The following is a 19,085-nucleotide window of genomic DNA, read 5'->3' as shown; positions in this document are numbered from 1 at the left end:
CCATCAACGCCCTTCCAGCAGAGCCCCAGCCTGATCCAGCAACGCCAGCGGATCCGCCGCCTTATGAATATCCACCGACAACAACTGCCTGAACTTGCGTGCCCCAGGGAAACCGGTGCCCAAGCCCAGCACATGCCGAGTAATGTGATGCATCGTCCCACCACTCGCCAGATGCTCAGCAATATAGGGGCGCAACTGCGCTAGCGCCTGGGCACGACTAATCACCGGCACCTCGCTGCCAAACAACTGCTGATCCACCTCCGCGAGCAGATAGGGATTGTGATATGCCTCACGTCCGAGCATCACCCCATCAAACGTCTGCAAATGCTCCTGGCACTGCTCAAGCGTCTTGATCCCACCATTGAGCACGATCTCCAACGCCGGAAAATCCTGCTTCAACTGCGCCGCCACGTCATAGCGTAACGGTGGAATGTCGCGGTTTTCCTTCGGCGACAAGCCTTCAAGAATCGCAATCCGCGCATGCACCGTAAAACTGGTGCAGCCTGCCTCGTTGACTGTCTCAACGAAATCACACAACTGGGCATAGCTGTCGCGGCCGTTGATACCGATGCGATGCTTGACCGTCACTGGAATCGACACCGCATCACGCATCGCCTTCACACAATCGGCTACCAGCGCCGGATGCGCCATCAGGATCGCTCCGATCATATTGTTCTGCACACGGTCGCTGGGGCAGCCGACGTTCAGATTCACCTCATCGTAACCAGCCGCCTCGGCCATGCGCGCACAGGCCGCCAAATCGGCGGGAACACTGCCGCCCAGTTGAAGCGCCAGCGGGTGCTCGGCTTCGTTGTGGCGCAGGAAGCGCTCGTGATCGCCATGCAGGATCGCACCGGTGGTGACCATCTCGGTGTAGAGCAGGGCGTGCTTGGAGAGCAGGCGTAGGAAGAACCGGCAGTGGCGGTCGGTCCAATCCATCATCGGGGCGACGGAGAAGCGGCGGGAGAGTGGAGCGGGTTGTAAGAACATGGGGGGGATCTGAGTCAGCGAGGCGAATGGGGCGCAGTTTATCAGGGATGCATCCAGGGTGTGGGATCGGGCGAACCGCAAGGGCGCCACTCAGTGCTATTGGTGAGACGTACCTAGACGAGCTGACCGAGGACTACAAACCGTTATTCCGCGCAGTGATAGCAAGATGGAGGCGTTTAACTTCGGCGATCCGTCACCAGTGTTGAGTGGCCGGGAGGTGTTAGATTATCTGGAGTGCTGGTTTAACGGGCGGTGGTATGAGCCGCCGCTGTCGCTGGACGGCCTGGCACGGTCTGTGGGTTCCAGCGTGCACCTTCACTCGTATGTATGGGTAACGGCTATCTGGAAGGGCGGCGCTCGATGCTCGGCCCGGTGCGCGAGTTGGTACCGCCGCTGGCGAAGTACATGCGCTCGGGCAAGGACGGCCGGCAGTTCATGGTACAGGGCTGGAAGGAGGAGCATGAATTTGAACCGGGCACCGTTTTTCACCTGCGGGAAGCGGATCTACACCAGGAGGTGTACGGCCTGCCCGAGTGGATCAGCGCCTTGCAGTCGGCGTTGTTGAATGAATCGGCCACGCTGTTTCGCCGCAAGTATTACGAGAACGGCAGTCACGCCGGGTTCATCCTCTACATGACCGACGCGCGCAGAACGAAGCGGATGTCGATTCACTGCGCAAGGCGCTCAAGGATTCCAAGGGGCCGGGTAATTTCCGCAACCTGTTCGTGTACTCGCCGAACGGCAAAGAGGACGGATTGCAGATCATCCCGGTCAGCGAGGTGACGGCCAAGGATGAATTCAATTCGATCAAAAATCAGACCCGTGACGACGTGCTGGTCAGCTTGCGCATTCCGCCGCAGTTGATGGGCATCGTGCCGCAGAACGCGGGTGGGTTTGGGTCGATCAGGGAGGCGGCGCAGATTTATGCAGCCAACGAACTGGAGCCGATTCGGGCGCGTATGGCGCAGGTGAATGATTGGCTTGGTGAAGAGGTTGTTAAATTTAAGCCCTACGAAATCGCAGTATCTAGTTGAATGTAACTGTACAAGGTTGATTAGGTGGAAGAGTCAACCTTGTACACTGATATTGTAGTCGGTCAAAATTCTATTTGATCGTCTCTCTCTTCGACGCGTTCATCGGGAGCAGATGGGACAGGAAGCTTATGATCTACAACTGAAGCAATATCAGTTTTTTCATAAGCTAAAACAAATCTGAGACCAAGCACATCCATTTTTTTGGACGCATCCCCAATTTTTAACGCCCACCTACGCTCCATAAATGATAGTAGATAAACGCCCCTTCTCAATATTTCTACTGCGGTCCAATTTTCGCAAGAAGAGACTTGGATTTCAGAAAGGCAGCCATAGCGGAATCCGACTTGGTTGCTTTCGGACCCTTTTTTCTCTTCAAATGACTTGTTGCTTAGTGATGCGTTTTTTGCATGCGAAACAGGTAGCAAGTTTCCAAGAGAGTTTTTAAGCATGTTTCTCTCTTTGACAGTATAACCCTTGTCATTTATTGCGGTTCTCCAACTTGAGGATGCCGGTTTCTGAGGGTATATATGCTCCACGGTTTTGTGGTCTTTGTTAAAGTGCTCTCTGCTTGTGTCTTCTGACCATTTCAGTAACTGTCTTGTTGTCTTTGATGCTTGGCGTAAATCTTGCTCGTACTCAAACATGAAGTAACGTAATTGCTTCCAGCTGTAGTAGCCGCTATTTAAGTTTTTTCCAATATTTTTTATTGCGTCAGGAAAGTCTTTGGATTTTATGAACTTGTCTGAAGGCTCGCTAAGCGTTTTTGTTAATTCACCAACAGAAATTTTCCCTGAAAATACTTTGCCTGCCAGATCAATGATATTGACGTCAAAATAGTAAGAGCGGAGTTTTAATAAAAAGCCAAATCGTTCGATCGCAGTTAATAGCTCTTCACGCTCTGTACCTTTGTCATAGGTATGAAGCGAAGCGGTGCAGAGCATGAATAAGTCACCATTGCCAAGCCTGTTAATTTGACTTAGTCTCACCTTCTCAAAATCACTCCATTGTCCATCCTCAGGATGAGCGGTCTGATAGTAGGTTTTAACAAGTGATTTTATACTTTGAGAATAGTCGAAAACAGTTTCGATATTAAGCGGCTTCATTTCAGACTCTTGAACGCCCTCCTCAGCTTCGAGCTCTTCAGCACCATACTCTGCTATTTGTTTGGCGGCATTTAGCCTTTTTGGGGTAAAAAATTCATCGAGTAAATAGTCTTTGTACTCGTCGCCGTAGGCTATGTATCTGCGATATTGGTAAGGTGAATTAAAGTTGTCTTCTAGTTTGTCACCAAAATAGCTTATGAAATGAGTTCTCAGGAACTCATCATCTAGCGTGGATTTATTTATTTTTCCCAAATAATGATAAATGGATTTCCAACTTTCGTTGATTGCCTTTCGCAGATGTACGCTTTCCGATTTTTCTACTTCAAATTTTGTAGAAAGGTAAATCAATCTATTTTTTAATAGTTCTAAATGCGAAAGCGGTTTGCCTCTGTTGTTCATTGTTTCAAAGGTAACAAAAACATCTAAGTCTTTTTCAATGTAAAATATATTGAATTGAAGGTGCTGAGTTAATGTTGTGAATATGTATTCGAGGTCGTCTTTTGTAATATTTTTTATTTTCTCTGCGAAAAATTCTTTGGCAGCTTTCAGGTTTTTTGTATAGATGGTTTCTTCTATGGTCGAGTGGTTTACAGACGTATCACCAAAAACGACCTGTTTCAAAAATTCGTGGCTTGGGTTGTCTTTTTCATAGCCGAATATGTATGAGCGAGATATTCCTTTGCCCTTGGGCTCGCAAATATATTTTTTTCGTATATCGTTTTTTTCAGTATAGTTTAGTAGTTCGCTGTCATCGATTGAATTGAGTATGCATTGTAAAAGTATTATTGCGGTGGTTAATCGCTGTTGTCCGTCAACTACATACATAGGGCTGTAGTGTTTGGATTCTATAATCCATATGTCATCTTCCCAAGTGGCATAGTTCTCAGGGTTGACGGGTTCTAGTGTTAGCACACCAGTGTAATGGCTTTTTCCGTCTGGAAGCTGCTCTATGTCATTCCAGAAATCTTTAAGATGTTTGGCTTCCCATGAGTATCCGCGTTGATAGTCTGGGATTCTGAAAATTATTTCTGAGAAAATTTTAGACAGCGATTTCAACTCCGATTGCATATTATTATCCCTTGATTTTTCTAAGAGCTTCTCGCCATCTGAATAAATAACGTTGCCATTGCGATGACGCAACTACGCTGACTCTATCAAACTTAGCCTTTGATCGCCGCAAAAATCTAGCAGTGAGTGAACACTGCACTGATCGGCCTAGCTGCCGGAATTTTTGCCTGTGTACCAAATTATACTTTGGGTGCTTTGAAAGCGTATACCTGTACGCGCGCAGGGTTTCATTTTGGAACGGTGGGGCTGCGGTAAGGAGCGGCGAATCAACACTCGGGCAAAGCGGAGGTATGCAGAGCGTTGGTGATCCTAAATTAGGAGCCGGTAGCACTGTCTTGCGGTTCTAAAGCACTGGCTCGATCAAACTGGCGTCCTTACTTCTCACGTTGCCTACGGCGGCGCTAATCCTGAACCATTCAAAGGTCTCGGCCGGCTCGCCCTGGTGCAATACCATCTGCTCGGCGCGCTCTTTTGGCGTTGCTGGCTCCAGCCATTCGCGGGCGAGGTCCGGTGCAAGTACCACAGGCCTTCTGTCGTGGATGTCCACCATGCCACCAGCACTATCGGCGGTGATGATCACAAAGCCGTCATGCTCGCCTGGTCCTTCATCGATGCCTGGTAGTTGGCCGATAGCTGCACATAGGATCGGCGCGCCATCCCGCTTGCGGATCAGATAAGGCTGTTTCTTCGGACCACCTTCATTCACCCATTCAAACCAGTTGTCTACGGGCGTTATTGCCCGGAAGAAGGGGCCGTGGGCTACCTTCTCGACGCGCGCATTGATGGGTGCGGCTCGGTCTTTTGCCCAATGCGGACGCCACCCCCACCGCACCAGATCGGCGTGTAGCAGGTCGCCCTGGAGGTGCAGTAACGCCACTTGGGTTGTTGGGGCGAAGTTGTATCGCTTGATCGGCTGATCACCCACCGAGTTTGGCAGGGCGTTTGGCATGCTCAGTGCCGCAACAAAGTCGTGGATACCCCGGTACTGCGACAGTCTTCCGCACATGGCAAACCCTCTTTCCGATTGACCTTAGACAATCGTGGTCGGTCGAGGTCTCATTTCATTGACGATCCGTCGCAACTCGTCGGCTTCTCGCCTGCTCACATTTGCCGAGGTACTGAGGTCCGCGATTTGCTTACGCATTACTGCGGCTTCGGCACCGCGCTCTCGGAGATAACCAGCGAACTCGCTGTTCTTGGCCTGGGTTTCCAGCAGCATCTGGCTGATCCCGAAAACATCTGCCCGCGCTTTGCGTAATTGCAGGTTCAGTTCCTGGATCTCGTTCTCCAGTAAACGGCAATGCTGTCGGTACATCTGCAGTGGGGTGGGGAGGCCAAGCCATCCGAGGGTGTCTTCATCATCGTTCATGGGTACGAATCCAATACTGTATGTGCATACAGTAAGTGACGTTTGGTCATGACGCGATTTGAGGCGACGAGCTGTAATGGGGAGACGGAGATTGGGCCGGAAAAGTCAGCTGGGATAGATGAAAGTTTGCCCTTCAGCAGCATGAAAAAACCCATTTCAACATAGCATTTGCTGGCTGTCACGGTAAGCGTAGGGGGCTATGTGGACCAATAAACACGGGGCTTTTAGCATGTTTCGGCCTACCTAGCGGTCGCAGCCAGGACAGGCCCAGGCTCGCCGCTGCCAGGCAGGGGAGTAGGTGTGCCAAATGTGGGCCAATGACGTGCCACAATAGGGGCAGTGGCGTGCTTCAGCACTCGGCGCGCGCCGTCGTCCCCCCACCTCGCCTGCGGGCTAAATGGGTCCTTTTTTCTGCACACCTGCGGACCACTCCCGGTGGCTCGGGCTGGGCGCTTACTTGACGTTTTGGGGTGGCTGAAAGCCTGCGGAACCCTGCACCGAGGGGGTATTTCTTCGAAAGATCTGGAGGCGTTGCTGTGCAGGTATAGAGGGGGATTTCAAAAAGAGTAATTTCAGTAACCACGTCTGGGAAATCGGCCGGAGGCCGCGTATTCCGTGGGGTTCTGTATTACAAAAAGGAGTAACAAAAAAGTAATTGAAAAGGTAATTAATTGGCAACCTGTTGTTTTTTAAGGGTTTTTAAAAATGGAGGAATTACATTTATAAAGAGTAATCAGGTTACTTCAATATTACTTAAAGATTACCTTTTGCTTGTTTTGATAAAACCTTTTAATTCAATAGGTTGAGCGCATAATTTGGCAAATATTACTTATGTTACTCTTTTTTTTGCTCAAAAAATTCTGAGCCTTGGACGCCTTACGTGCAGGTGCACACGCGTGAATGCTTATGTCGACCGATGATCGTTAGGGATGCATTTGCTGGGAGGGTGTGTGGATCATGTCGTGGCGGGAGCTAAGTGCAATGGCTACCTGAACCCCCGATAGTGCAATGCTGGCCTGGGACAAATGCGTTTCACAGAATATTGCTTTGTCTTCTTTTTGGTGACAATATGTCACCTACCTGATGACTGGGAATCGCCATGAACGACGAAAACGAAGAAATAGTTAGCGGCCTCGAACGCTCGGCAGAAGAGCTATCTAAGGATTTGCACCTGGCCCTGGTTGAGTTGGACTGGTCGCCTGCGGCATTGATGGATCGGATGCGCTCGCTAGGCGACTACCGCACCCCGGCGACGATCCTAAGAGGGATTAACCGCGCTCTAGAGGGACAGATCAAACCATCTGGTGAACTGCTTGCCCTGGTGCAGCAATCCGTGCGCTTTAAGCGGCGTCTGCTGCGTACCTATCGTGATGTGGTTTGGACAAAACTCGGTGACGGTTCGCACACCACTCAGATCGAAGATTTCACCATCACCTTGTCGCCGCAAGCGCGGGGCCGGTGGCGGGTGAATCTCGTGCACAAAGACGGTTTCAGTCCCTCTTGGCCACGCTTTCAGGACACATTGGAGGCCGCAAAACACATGGCCTTTATCACTTTGGATAACGGTCAAAACTGGCTGCAGGAGTACGCGGACGAGCAAGCCCGCGAAGCAGCAGAATAGCTGTAAGTGTGTGCCGATCGGCGGGCAAGACCGCTAAGGGGAAAGGAAACTCTATTCTGATGACCTGGAGGTAGTTACTGCACAGTCAATACCGGACAGAATGTCACGAACTTTCCTACTCCCCACACACCTCCATCGTATTAAGATTAGCGACTCATATGTTGATTCAATGCATCAAAAAGATTTGAGGTAGACGCAACATGCTCTTTTTTGATTATTTTTTTTGTATCTAGTAGTCCTTCTACCTCTTCGGTTGCTTCTCGTGCAGGTTTTGTACGGATGTCTTTTGCATTTATGCATGCAAATAGATAGCTAGGGAACTCTTTTTCTAGTTCGATCCGATCCTGTTGCTTGTCAGCGTCCAGGATTGCTGCAACTTTTTTGTAACCTAAGTCTTCCAAGATACGGCAGATATATTTTATGTTTCCTGCGCCGCCTGCTCCCCAGCCAAAGAAATTTCCGGTAATTTTCTTCTCTAGCTGGTCAGCTATTTTTGGAAATAAAATTACGTCTTCTTGGCCCTCGGTAAGAATGATTTGGTCCTCTTGGAAGAATAATTCTTTCGCATCGAGACCAAAAACATGTGGGTTGAATATATTGTCGCCTGACAGTTTGGAAAGGGCTAGTCTTGATTCTGGTGTTGTTTGATTGATTGTTGTACCGTTTGTGCCGGTAGTGACTCTCGCCAAATAGCCATGATCGGACAAAGCTTTAAGATCTATAAAATATGGAGAGTGTGTTGCTATGATTATTTGTCTGTCTCTTGAGTATTTGTAAAGTAGAGAAGCGAGTCTTTTTTGAAGACTTGGATGTAACGATAGTTCTGGCTCGTCGATTATAATTATGTCTTCGGGCTTGGAGTCGTGCAGTGCATCGGCGATAGCAAATATACTAACGATTCCTTCTCCCATTCCGTCGCTGGAGTGGGAGTTTTCCTCATTATAGAATTTTAAAAAAAATGCGCCTTGGTCTGTTTGATCGATTGACCAGGTTGGAATGAATGTAAGAACTTCGCTAAGGATTTTGTTGAATTCAGCAGGGTCTTTAAGAATGTTGAAAAGCCTATTGGAGAAACCGTTTAAGGTCGACTGACGTTGATAGCCGAGTGAGGTGTAAGTAGATTGCTCCTTTCGTGTCCATTGTCCTTTATTGAAATAAGGTTCAAATGCACGGCGTGATGGCAGGATAAAAAAATTAGTATCTGGATCTACGTTTTCTCTAACAGTCTCGCTAGTGCCCTTGGCTACAGATCTAATGGTTTCTATTTTTTTGTTGATCGTGAATTTAATTTCAACTAAATCTGTCGCTGAGTTTCTAGTTCCTGAGGTGAAGCTTGGCGACTCATGTCCGCTTCGCGCTTTGAGACATTCTAAGATTGAAGACTTACCAGAATTATTTGGTCCAGTGATTATTGTAAATCCACTTCCTAGCTTTCCATTAGGAACTGCAAACTCAAGATGAGCTTTGTGTTTGAATCCTCTATAGCCATGAATTTCAACCCTTTCTAATGTCATTTAGAATAATCCTTGTTTTTTGTGTTGGTCATACCTTTTTGGACCCCAAGCATAGCAGTGTGTCTTTTATGTCGACTGTTCTGCGTCTCACTGTGCCATAACAGTATTTACCGTTTTGGGTATAATACGCAGCCATACGCTAGCTCGGGTAACGCCGCCTGGCTTCTACTGTGGAATAAATGTCCACTCAATTCCTTCGCGTTTACCCTTCGGGGGCAGATAGTTTGGGAAGCCGACAATGTAGGCAACGCTATGAGTTCCTCTCCATTTGATCTGAACGTTCGGAGAGCGGCAGAGGACGATGTCCCGAGCGAAGCCAGGTTTTATATCTGAAGCCTTAGGCGCCCGTGAGGAAAGACTGATCCATTTATTATCTTTTCTTTTTAGATTTAGACCGTTTAAAAACAACTTGATACCCAATACCGCGAAGCAGATAAGCGCGGCGGGAAAGAAATACGCAATATAAGCGGTTTTGTTCGCTATTAACCCGTCAGATGTCAGACCGGTGTTACTGAGGTACATGGCTGCAATCATGCCTGCGGCCATTAAGAAGATTCCGAGGCATAAAGTTTGCATGTCCGAGTTTTTTGTGATTTTGGCTTGGAGTATCCGCATTCGCAAAACTGGATCAGTTACCGAATCCCAAGGTTTCTCATTGAATCGAGGAAACGATTTATAACCATCCTCGGTCATTAACTTTCTAACTTGATAAGAGCGCCATGCCCATAGGGCAAAGGCCAAGGTAACACATGCTAAGAGTGAGTAGAGCGCGTAATCAGCTAACTTATCAATCGGGAAAAAGACTTTTTGCAGCTCACCTGTAGAGCTATCAAGAGCGATCACTGCAGCGGCGCATGCCGTAAAGGCGTTGCTCGCTAGCAAGGATGTCAAATCAAACAAGCGTGTCAGTAGGGTTTTGGGTTCCATTAATGCGACAGCTCCATCGGAAAGTAATTCTCATGTTCCATCGATGCATCACGGAGGAAACGAGGGGGAGGAAGGTTTCTCCGTCAAGAACGACCTGTAGGCGCCAGGATGCTTGAGTGTGAGATTCTCTCATGTGAGGTGGCACATTGCCCACTTATTATGTCGCAACTGTTTTACGAATATGCGTATGGCGGTTTCAGCTTGCTGAAAACGCCGTAATCGATAGCGAGGCTTCGCCAAAGATAGGTATTGGTGGTACTAAAGTGGTACGGGCGAAATTGGCTGATGCTGTAAGGCTTAGTTTTAAAGGGCCTTGCTCTTAATCGTTCCAATCCCTCATCGGGGCGACGGAGAAGCGGCGGGAGAGTGGAGCGGGTTGTAAGAACATGGGGGGATCTGAGTCAGCGAGGCGAATGGGGCGCAGTTTATCAGGGATGCATCCGAAACGTTGCGCGTTCAAGAGCCTCGTCTCCGTCCGGCAGGAGCCTGAACCCATCCTGTCGCGCATTAAAGTTTCATCATCGTTTCTGCCCGGTAGGTCTACGATCTGCTCAAGCGAGGACCGCCGAGCCTCCAGCCCCTAGGGAACCGAAAATGACTTCAAACCTTGTCAAAGTCGTGTTGATCGCCGGTGCGTTGCTGTTGAGCGCGTGTTCATCGTCTTCTGCTGTCAACAGCGACCCGTGTTTTTCAGGTGGGTGCCAAGCCTTTGGCGACCACAGCCCCAACAAAGCCGCCAAGATGAATTTTGGCGGCAGTGGGTTGGGGAGCAGTTATGGGGAGTATGGGGCGGGGTTGTTGCATGACGATTGATGGGGTGGTGGGTCAGTCAGTGGTGTATTGACTGGCCCATCGCTATCGGGGGCAAGCCCCCTCCCACAGTTTGATCTCCAGTGGAGCGGGTGGCGTTAGTGGCCGCCTTGCATGCGGCGGGCGATCAAATAGATGCCCAGGCCGACCAGTGCGGTGGCGGCGCCGATGTAGCCGGTGCTGGTCCAGCCGTACCCGGCGGTGATCGCCATGCCGCCGAACCACGGCCCCAGGGCGTTCGCGAGGTTGAATGCCGCATGATTGGAGGCCGCTGCCAGGCTGGGGGCTTCGTGGGCGATGTCCATCAGGCGGATTTGCAGCGGTGCGGCCAGTGACACCATGGTGCCGACCAGGCCCATGCTTAGCAGCACGCCCCATAACGAGGATGCGGCGACGGGGAAGAACAGCAGCACCGCCATCGACCACACCAATATCAGACCCACCGCGCGAAATTGCAGGCGGTCGAAAAGCTTACCGCCGGCGATATTGCCGATGATCCCGCCCACACCGAAGGCCGCCAGGCCGAAGGGGATCCACTGGGGCGACACCTTGGTCACTTCCAGCATGGTCGGCGCCAGGTAGCTGAATACGCAGAACATCCCGGCAAAGCCGATGGCGCCGATAGCCAGGGCCATCCAGACCTGGGGTTTGGTGAAGGCGCGCAGTTCTTTGCGCGGGTCGCTGCGTTGTTCGTCATGGCGGTGGGGCACGAACTGCCAGACCAGAGCGATGGTGCACAGAGCAATCGCACTCACCAGTGCAAACGCCGAGCGCCAACCCAGGTACTGGCCGAGGAAGGTGGCGATGGGGTTGCCCAATAGCATGGCCAGGGTCAGGCCCATCATGACGCGGGCCACGGCGCCGGCGCGTTTGTCGGTGGGCACCATGCTGGAGGCCACCACGGCGGCAATACCGAAGTAGGCGCCATGGGGCAGGCCACTGATAAAGCGAAACGCTACCAGCGAACCGAAGGTCGGGGTAAACGCCGTGGCCAGATTGCCCAACGCATACAGCCCCATCAGCAACAGCAACATGTGTTTGCGCAGCAATTTGGCGCCGAGGATCGCCAGCAGCGGCGCGCCGACCATTACGCCCAACGCATAAGCGCTGATGGCGTGGCCGACCTGGGGTTCACTCAAGTTCAGGTTATGGGCGATGTCGGGCATCAGGCCCATGATGGCGAATTCGCCGGTGCCGATTGCAAAAGCGCCCACGGCCATGGCCGCTTCCATTTTGGCGGCACTGCGCGCGGGCAGCACATGCCCGGGTGTTTGCTGGATAGACATGAATCGCTCTGTTTTGATGAAGGGCACGAAAGACAGCCGCCGATGCTACGCAAGCAACGACGAAGGTGTCTAGAACAGCCATTTGCACCAGAGTTCCCGCGCGATTGCCAGGCTGTGACCCCACGTCGCGCCCGCCAGGCTTGACACTGTGGCCGATCCAGCGCGCTAAAGCGGTTGTTTTGGCGTTGTCAATTAGCCAAACAGCGCATAACGGCCTTTTGCCGTGATATTCTGCGCGCCGTCCTGGTTTGGTCTGTTCCCGCAACGTACTCCTGTATACGTCGCGTGGGGCGGCTGTCGCCGGGTAGCTGAAGCCAATAATGATAAGAAGTCAGCGCAGAAGGGACATAAAAGTGAAGTCGATACGTCGGCTTTGTGTGCCCACCCTGCGACCCTGAATTGACTGTGCACACCTCGCGGTGCGTTGCCTGGCGCAGCGCGATAGCGGCGTGCCCAGGCGCAGGGGCTGCGGGGCGGATGGCGTTTTATCATAGGTGCTACTGATGTTTAAGAAAGTTAACACTGCCCTGCTGGGGCTGGCGTTGTCGATGGGGATCACGACCGCGCAAGCGCAAGAGCCTAAGAAAGTCGATGTGCTGCTGATCGGCGGCGGCATCATGAGCGCGACCCTCGGCGTATGGCTCAACGAGCTGGAGCCGGATTGGTCGATGGAGATGGTCGAGCGTCTCGACGGCGTAGCCGAGGAAAGCTCCAACGGCTGGAACAACGCCGGTACTGGTCACTCGGCTCTGGCTGAGCTGAACTACACCCCAGAAGACAAGAACGGCAACGTTGAGATCCCGAAAGCGGTCGAGATCAACGAAGCGTTCCAGATCTCCCGTCAGTTCTGGTCCTGGCAGGTCCAGCAGGGCGTGCTGAAGAACCCACGTTCGTTCATCAACTCCACACCGCACATGAGCTTCGTGTGGGGCGATGACAACATCAAATTCCTGAAAAAACGCTACGAAGCCCTGCAGGCCAGCCCGCTGTTCGCCGGTATGCAGTACTCCGAAGACCCGGCGCAGATCGCCAAATGGGTGCCGCTGATGATGGAAGGGCGTGACCCGAACCAGAAAATCGCGGCCACTTGGACCCCGATTGGCACCGACGTGAACTTCGGCGAAATCACCCGCCAGTTCGTCGCGCACCTGCAAACCACTCCGAAGTTCGATCTGAAGCTGTCCAGCGAAGTGCAGGACATCACCAAGAACGATGACGGTTCGTGGCGCGTCAGCTACAAAAACCTGAAAGACGGCACCAAGACTGAAACCGACGCCAAGTTCGTGTTCATTGGCGCTGGCGGCGGTGCACTGCACCTGCTGCAAAAGTCCGGCATTCCTGAAGCCAAGGAATACGCAGGTTTCCCGGTGGGTGGCTCGTTCCTGGTGACCGAGAACCCGACCATCGCCGAGCAGCACCTGGCTAAAGCCTACGGTAAAGCTTCGGTCGGCGCGCCGCCGATGTCGGTGCCGCACCTGGACACCCGTGTGCTGGATGGCAAACGCGTGATCCTGTTTGGCCCATTTGCGACCTTCTCCACCAAGTTCCTGAAGGAAGGTTCGTACCTGGACCTGCTGACCAGCACCACCACCCACAACATCTGGCCAATGACCAAAGTCGGTATTCGTGAATACCCACTGGTCGAGTACCTCGCCGGCCAACTGATGCTGTCCGATGACGACCGTTTCAAGGCGCTGCAAGAGTACTTCCCGAACGCCAAGCAATCCGACTGGCGTCTGTGGCAGGCCGGTCAGCGCGTGCAGATCATCAAGCGTGACGAAGAGCAGGGCGGCGTCCTGAAACTCGGCACCGAAGTGGTCAGCTCCGCCGACAACACCATCGCTGGCCTGTTGGGTGCATCGCCAGGCGCGTCCACCGCGGCTCCGATCATGCTGACCGTGCTGCAGAAAATGTTCAAGGACAAGGTCGCCACCCCGGCCTGGCAGGAAAAACTGCACCAGATCGTGCCGAGCTATGGCACCAAGCTGAACGACAGCCCGGAAGCGGTTGCCAAGGAATGGGCCTACACCGCCGGTGTCCTGCAACTGACACCACCGCCTGCAATCCCACAGCGGTCGGCACCAACGGCTACCGAGGCTGCCAAGCCTGCGGCCCAGCCAAGCAAGCCGGCGTCTGACCTGGCTCTGTAAAAAATGCTGTAAGACACAACAAAGCCCGCTGAACCGGTAACGGTCAGCGGGCTTTTTTGTGGGCATCTGTCAGAGGGTGAAGCCCTGCTTCAACTGCTCATGCAGATCGAGCGCCAAGTAGTTCGCGCTATCGGACAGCAAGTAGAGATGGTGGCGTGGCAGTTCGGGCAGTTGCACCCCTGGAATGTTTTTAGTCAGCCCGGCGGTGATGCGACTTTCTTCGATCATGCCCACGGCCAGGCCACAACTGATGGCCGCCTCCACTGCCGTGGAGCTGGCGCTTTCCAGTAGCACCCGGTAGTAGGTGCCGTTGTCCTTGAGCACCCGCATGGCCGAGGCGCGGTAGGGGCAACCGTTCAATTGCACGGCGATCGGCAGCGGCGCCTGTTCGGGTGTTCTGAAATCTTCGGAAACCACCCACACCGGTTGTATCGACCCCAACAGCTCTCCTTGTTCCAATGGCTGGGCGCTGACAATCAACGCCAGATCGATCTGCTCACGGCTGAACATGGTGAACAATTCACCACTGGATCGGGCTTCGACTTCCAGTTCGAGCAGCGGATTGTCGGCGATCAGTTGCGGCAGGAAGTCCCGCATAAAGGCCGGTGCGTAGGAGTCCGGCAAGCCCAGGCGGATTTTCCCCTGCATGCGTTGTGGGGTCAGGGAAGCGAGGAGTCGGTCATGGCTCTTTAGAAAGTCAGTGGTTTCGCTGAGCAGCTTCTTGCCATACATCGTCAGCTCCACGCCCTGATTGCTGCGAATGAACAAACGCTGACCGATCAACGCTTCGAGCTTCTGGATCTGCGTGGTGACCGTCGAGGCGCTGCGGTGCACATGTTGGGCGGCTTCATTGAAGCGCCGAAAGCGGGCCACCGCATGAAAGGTACGCAGCAGGTCGACATTCAATTGTTTGCTCATGATTCTTCTTTTAAGGATCAGTTGTGCAGATTATTCAAATATACAAAATCATGCTCGCTCCCTAGGCTTTGGGTCAAGCAGGTACGCCGGCGTGCCTGAGAACAATAAGAAAGGGAGCGCTTATGGATATCAATGAGCTGGTGGTGTCGTCGTTGAAGAACAACCACGGCTTTGAAAGCCCGATATGGACGGTTGAAAATGCCGCTAAATACGCGGCCACAGGCGCTGATTTATCGGAATGGGACCGGTTGGTCAGCGAAGAAATCCTGCACCTGATGACCTCGCTGAATCAGGAGGGCGTCGACCGCGTGGATCTGTGCGCCGCACCCTGTGGCCAAGGCGCATTGGGTCAACTGTTGCGCGCGGTGGCGGATGACCTTGTGGAGCTGGTCGGTCAAGACCGCTTGCACTATGTGGAGTTGGGCCCTGAGCCGATCAAAACCTGCGCGCTGATGCGACACCTGCTGGAGAACGGCGCTGAGCCGTTGCATTACACCGCCGTTGATATCAACCAGGCATCACACGGGGTCATGCGCCGATCGGTCGAGCCATTGCTCGCAGCGCCGCAAGGGTTTCGCTACTTGTCGACGGATTTTCGCTCGCTGTACAGGCGTCACATCGACTGCGGGCAGGATGTGACGCTGATCACCATGCTGGGGTTTCAGGAAGGCAATGAACTGCCCGACACCATCGGACAGATCCTACGGCGTATTGGTGGCGCGCGAACCTACGTGCTTTCGGAGATGCAACTGTTCACTGCCCAGGGCGACGAACACATCCAGCGCTTTTACCGGCACGACTGTATGTATCGATTCTCCGACCTGATCGGCATGAAGCTCGGCTTCCAGAAAACCGGCGAGCACGAAGTGGTTGTTTTAGAAATCGAGCACGGGGTGGATCGCTACCGCGTTGCCGCCACCTTGTTGCCCGTCAGCAAAGGCTCGGCACAGGGCTACCTGTTGACCAATGTCTGTTTGAAGTACACCCGCGAACAATTTACCCGCGTACGCCAGGACTACGGCGGTTGCCGCGTCATCGGCGAGTACTGCAGCGGTGACGGCAGCGTGCTGTTTCAGCTGTCGGAATATTGCGCGGATCACGCGGCCGTCAATTGAGTGAGGCATCACCATGAAAAGACAAAGTGAGCTACCGGTATTCGCCCAAGGCTTCGCGCGCGTCAGATCAGCCTTGCAGGCGTCATTGGCCCCCACATCCCGTTGCAAACATCCGGGCGCATTGCTCGATACGTTGCAACCTTGGCGTGACAGCTATTTGCGAACGGATGGGCCCAATCTCATGGGGAGCCGCACCCTTGCGGACTTGGGTTATGTGGCCTCGCCCTTGGCGGTTTCCACGTCTCAACAGTTGACGGCCTTGGCCCAGGTATCCGGGCTGTTCAGCGAGCAGGGCATCCTCCAACTGCGGCGTGCCTGTTATCAGTTGGAGGCGGGTTCCAGCACCAGTGACTGGATCATTTCGAACCGCACCCGCGGCGTCACCGAGTCGTCCACACTGATACGCGAGATGATGAACAGTCGGGCCTTTCTGCTGGCGGTATCGCGCATTGCCGGGGTTCCGTTGGTGCCCCATCCGTTCCCGCGGGCGCGTTCCCAGGTCAACTATTTCTATCCGCCTCAGGCACACCACGACAAGGCACAGATCGGCATGTGGCACACCGACGGCACCAGTTTCGTGTTGAATATTCTGCTGTCTGAGTCCGACGAGTATGACGGCGGCGAGTTCGTCTACTTCGATGGCACCGCTGAACAGTTCGATGTCGAGGAGCTGGATCAGCGTGTGCGCAGTTGCTCGGTCAAATCCAGTGGTGATGCGGTGTATATCTACGGCAGCCGTGTGTTCCATGGAGTGCGTCCGCTTACGCGCGGTCGTCGTATGTCGTTGGTGCTTTCGTTTCATTGCCCTTATAGCCAGGAGGATGTGAACAAGTTCTGGCACCTGGCTTCGGACGACGGGGTCTTGCGGACGATCCGGCCGTGGTTCCGTTTACAACACGATCTGGTGCGGCCGCCCCACGAGCAGTACCAGCGGCTGGGCATCGAGCCGATCACCTTCGCCGATCTCGATCCGTTGAGCGTGGCGCCGTGAGCGCCACTCACGGCACGCCTGGCATGGGTTATGTGAAGCTGCTGCTCCTGCAGGCGGTGTTTGTCCTGTCCTGGAGTTCGGGCTTTATCGGCGCCAAATTAGGCGCGCAGAGTGCCGGTGCATTCAACCTGCTGTTCTGGCGATTTCTGTTGGTCTCGCTGTGCCTGGGCGTGTTCTTAAATGTGCATTTGCTCAAGGTTTCCTGGGCGCAGATACGCCATCACGCGGTGATCGGGTTTCTCTCGCAGTTTCTCTACTTGAGTTGCGTTTACGTGGCGATCCAGAACGGGTTGCCGCCGGGGATCGCGGCCATTATCGCGGCCTTGCAGCCGTTGATGACGGCGGCGCTGTCAACGGGCAACGCTGGGGAGCGCAGTGGTGGATGGCAGTGGCTGGGGTTGCTGATCGGGTTTGTCGGCGTGTCGATCGTCATCTCGGGGCAATACGGCAGCAGCGGGCAAAGTGTCGGCCTGGTCATGTATCTGTTACCGCTGGTGTCGGCGTTGGGGCTGACCCTGGCAACCCTGTATGAGCGCCGTTCGGCGCAACAACACAGCACGGGCCTGGTCTTGCCGCTGTTTATCCAATCGCTGCTGACGCTGATCGGGTTTACCGCTGCGGTGTTGTATACCGACACCCTGAGCATTCCCCGTGAGCCTGAGGTACTGATCTCGATTGTCTGGCTGACGGTGTTCTCGACCTTCATTGCCTACTTGAGTCTTTGGATGCTGCTGCGGTTCATGACCGCGACCCATGTGGCAGTGCTGGTTTACCTTGAGCCGCCAGTGACCTTGGTGTGGGCGGCGTTGATGTTTGGCGATGCGATTCTCGCCTCCACCTATGCCGGCATTGCGGTGGTTGTCGCCGGTCTGATTCTGGTTCGACTCAAGCGACCGACCGTCGCCTGCACATCGTGATGCCCTCAGCTTCAGCAAGCCGACAGATATCGCCTGTTACAAATTGTCCATGGCCACGCAGGAGCATGGCTGCGGCAACGGGGGGATTTTTGACAGTGGCAGGTGTTGGGCGCTTACGCCCGAGGGGTTTGTATGTTGCTACGTTATGCGGCATTGGCGGCGGTGGTCGTGGCTGCGTCCGGGTGTGTGCAAGAGCGTGTGGTGCATGAGCGCCGACCGGTGCAACGGGAATATGTCGAGGTGGTGGCGCCGCAGCCGCCGCCGGTGCAAGTGGTCGAAGTCGAACCGCCAGCACGTTATGGCTATATCTGGTCTCGCGGTTATTGGCGTTGGGAGGGCGGTCGCTACGTGGCGGTCCATGGCCACTGGGAGCCAGTGCGCGAAGGCTATCGCTATGTGCATCCGCATTGGGTGCAGCGCAGTGATGGCTTTCACTGGCAGATTGGTGGCTGGGTGCGTTGAGCCCGGCTCAGCCCAGGCGCTTCATGCCGGCTGCCTTGGCGGCATTAGCGTCAAAGGTCGCGGTGTATTCACAGCCGGCCCCATGGGCGCACCGCTCGATCAGGCAGTCGGCGAAATCGGCCTTGCCGGCGCTGAACTTGCGTAGCGCCTGCCAGATGACTTCGGCATGTTCCAGGGTTAACTCGCGGGTGCGCAGCAGGGTTTCCAGCACGCTGACCACGTCACGCTTGGCGCAGGCGTAGCAGCTCTGCAGGACCCACACCAGTTCCACTACCGACACCAGGCTGACAAACCCTGGAGACACTGTAGTGAGGGATTCGATCAATTCGGACGCCTGAGCGGACTGAACCGGGTCGTCCTGGGTGATGTAGCGCACTAAGACATTGGTATCCAGCCCGATCATCGAGCTTTAGCTCCCTGCGCAGCGATAGCCTGGTTCATGTCATCGAGCGAGACCGCTTTGGCTGGCATTGGGATCAGTCCCTTCAGATCGCGAACGGTTTTACTCGCTGCAACGATTGAAAACCGGCCGTCTTCCATCTCGACGAATTCCACGCGGTCGCCGGTTTCCAGGCCAAGGGCGGTACGGACTTGTACGGGGATCGTGATTTGTCCTTTAGAGGTGAGGGTGGCGGTGGCCATAGCAAAGAGCTCCATCGGGGTATTCCTTACCCTAAGGTAAGGAATGATGGAGGACAAGGTCCGTTGGTCCATAGCGTGTTCGGCTCAAGTTAAAAGTGGGGTAGGTCAAAACCTAGTCCGAACTTTTAACGCTCGCACGCCCGATCCGGCGCCAAAGCAATACAAACT

Annotated in this window: 17 protein-coding genes and 1 pseudogene; 8 read left to right on the top strand and 10 right to left on the bottom strand. The window is 53.8% G+C overall.

The features are described from left to right. Nucleotides 1-3: 3 nt before the first annotated feature. On the bottom strand, nt 4-990 hold the full coding sequence (gene dusA, locus ABX75_RS23515; protein WP_047882760.1) for a tRNA dihydrouridine(20/20a) synthase DusA: 987 nt from the start codon (nt 988-990) through the stop codon (nt 4-6). Nucleotides 991-1,156: 166 nt separating this feature from the next. Here dusA and ABX75_RS23510 point away from each other — a divergent pair. Continuing rightward, nucleotides 1,157-2,024: pseudogene (locus ABX75_RS23510) on the top strand (phage portal protein). Nucleotides 2,025-2,086: 62 nt separating this feature from the next. Here ABX75_RS23510 and ABX75_RS23505 read toward each other — a convergent pair. From ABX75_RS23505 to ABX75_RS23495, 3 genes are all read right to left on the bottom strand, one after another. Next, a complete protein-coding gene (locus ABX75_RS23505; protein ID WP_144419322.1) occupies nt 2,087-4,267 on the bottom strand; it encodes a DUF262 domain-containing protein in 2,181 nt (726 codons plus the stop codon). 271 nt (nt 4,268-4,538) lie between these two features. Next, the gene (locus tag ABX75_RS23500; protein ID WP_047882759.1) at nt 4,539-5,201 is read right to left on the bottom strand and encodes an SOS response-associated peptidase family protein; all 663 of its coding nucleotides are present in this window, start codon (nt 5,199-5,201) and stop codon (nt 4,539-4,541) included. Nucleotides 5,202-5,225: 24 nt separating this feature from the next. After that, nucleotides 5,226-5,564, bottom strand: coding sequence for a hypothetical protein (locus tag ABX75_RS23495; RefSeq protein WP_047882758.1), 339 nt, complete (start codon nt 5,562-5,564; stop codon nt 5,226-5,228). A gap of 1,099 nt (nt 5,565-6,663) precedes the next feature. On the opposite strand from ABX75_RS23495, the gene ABX75_RS23490 reads away from it, so the two are divergent. Further along, a complete protein-coding gene (locus ABX75_RS23490; protein ID WP_047882757.1) occupies nt 6,664-7,185 on the top strand; it encodes a hypothetical protein in 522 nt (173 codons plus the stop codon). A 146-nt stretch (nt 7,186-7,331) separates the two neighbouring features. Here ABX75_RS23490 and ABX75_RS23485 read toward each other — a convergent pair whose 3' ends face one another. Continuing rightward, nucleotides 7,332-8,699 carry an ATP-dependent endonuclease gene (locus ABX75_RS23485; protein WP_047882756.1) on the bottom strand — a complete coding sequence of 456 codons (1,368 nt, stop codon included), beginning with the start codon at nt 8,697-8,699 and terminating at the stop codon, nt 7,332-7,334. Between the two features lie 165 nt (nt 8,700-8,864). Further along, nucleotides 8,865-9,626: a hypothetical protein gene (locus ABX75_RS23480; RefSeq protein WP_047882755.1), complete on the bottom strand. Its 762-nt coding sequence runs from the start codon at nt 9,624-9,626 to the stop codon at nt 8,865-8,867. Between the two features lie 594 nt (nt 9,627-10,220). Between ABX75_RS23480 and ABX75_RS23475 the strand changes: the two genes are divergently transcribed. After that, nucleotides 10,221-10,439, top strand: coding sequence for a hypothetical protein (locus tag ABX75_RS23475; protein WP_034112476.1), 219 nt, complete (start codon nt 10,221-10,223; stop codon nt 10,437-10,439). A gap of 95 nt (nt 10,440-10,534) precedes the next feature. On the opposite strand, the gene ABX75_RS23470 is transcribed toward ABX75_RS23475, so the two are convergent. Then, on the bottom strand, nt 10,535-11,722 hold the full coding sequence (locus ABX75_RS23470) for an MFS transporter (protein ID WP_034096502.1): 1,188 nt from the start codon (nt 11,720-11,722) through the stop codon (nt 10,535-10,537). A gap of 503 nt (nt 11,723-12,225) precedes the next feature. Between ABX75_RS23470 and mqo the strand changes: the two genes are divergently transcribed. Continuing rightward, nucleotides 12,226-13,872, top strand: coding sequence for a malate dehydrogenase (quinone) (mqo, locus tag ABX75_RS23465; protein WP_047882754.1), 1,647 nt, complete (start codon nt 12,226-12,228; stop codon nt 13,870-13,872). A gap of 69 nt (nt 13,873-13,941) precedes the next feature. Here mqo and ABX75_RS23460 read toward each other — a convergent pair whose 3' ends face one another. After that, nucleotides 13,942-14,790: a LysR family transcriptional regulator gene (locus tag ABX75_RS23460; protein WP_040266075.1), complete on the bottom strand. Its 849-nt coding sequence runs from the start codon at nt 14,788-14,790 to the stop codon at nt 13,942-13,944. 122 nt (nt 14,791-14,912) lie between these two features. Here ABX75_RS23460 and ABX75_RS23455 point away from each other — a divergent pair, with 122 nt between their 5' ends. The 4 genes from ABX75_RS23455 (at nt 14,913) to ABX75_RS23440 (ending at nt 18,275) form a co-directional block, all read left to right on the top strand. After that, on the top strand, nt 14,913-15,905 hold the full coding sequence (locus ABX75_RS23455) for a hypothetical protein (RefSeq protein WP_047882753.1): 993 nt from the start codon (nt 14,913-14,915) through the stop codon (nt 15,903-15,905). Nucleotides 15,906-15,918: 13 nt separating this feature from the next. Next, the gene (locus tag ABX75_RS23450; RefSeq protein WP_047882752.1) at nt 15,919-16,896 is read left to right on the top strand and encodes a 2OG-Fe(II) oxygenase family protein; all 978 of its coding nucleotides are present in this window, start codon (nt 15,919-15,921) and stop codon (nt 16,894-16,896) included. A gap of 23 nt (nt 16,897-16,919) precedes the next feature. Continuing rightward, entirely contained in the window at nt 16,920-17,813 is an 894-nt protein-coding gene (locus ABX75_RS23445) for a DMT family transporter (RefSeq protein WP_053060107.1), read from the top strand. 132 nt (nt 17,814-17,945) lie between these two features. Then, nucleotides 17,946-18,275: a YXWGXW repeat-containing protein gene (locus ABX75_RS23440; protein ID WP_034096507.1), complete on the top strand. Its 330-nt coding sequence runs from the start codon at nt 17,946-17,948 to the stop codon at nt 18,273-18,275. Nucleotides 18,276-18,282: 7 nt separating this feature from the next. Here the strand turns inward: ABX75_RS23440 and ABX75_RS23435 are convergent, their stop codons facing one another. Both ABX75_RS23435 and ABX75_RS23430 read right to left on the bottom strand, forming a co-directional pair. Continuing rightward, entirely contained in the window at nt 18,283-18,678 is a 396-nt protein-coding gene (locus ABX75_RS23435; RefSeq protein ID WP_047882751.1) for a PIN domain-containing protein, read from the bottom strand. After that, nucleotides 18,675-18,932: an AbrB/MazE/SpoVT family DNA-binding domain-containing protein gene (locus tag ABX75_RS23430; protein WP_034096509.1), complete on the bottom strand. Its 258-nt coding sequence runs from the start codon at nt 18,930-18,932 to the stop codon at nt 18,675-18,677. Before ABX75_RS23430 ends, ABX75_RS23435 begins: the two co-directional genes overlap by 4 nt. Between the last annotated feature and the right edge of the window lie 153 nt (nt 18,933-19,085).

Source organism: Pseudomonas sp. ARP3, assembly GCF_001029595.1.
GTDB classification, from domain to species: domain Bacteria; phylum Pseudomonadota; class Gammaproteobacteria; order Pseudomonadales; family Pseudomonadaceae; genus Aquipseudomonas; species Aquipseudomonas rhodesiae.
Note: the sequence above shows the minus strand (reverse complement) of the source record. Positions and strands in the feature narration are given on the sequence as shown.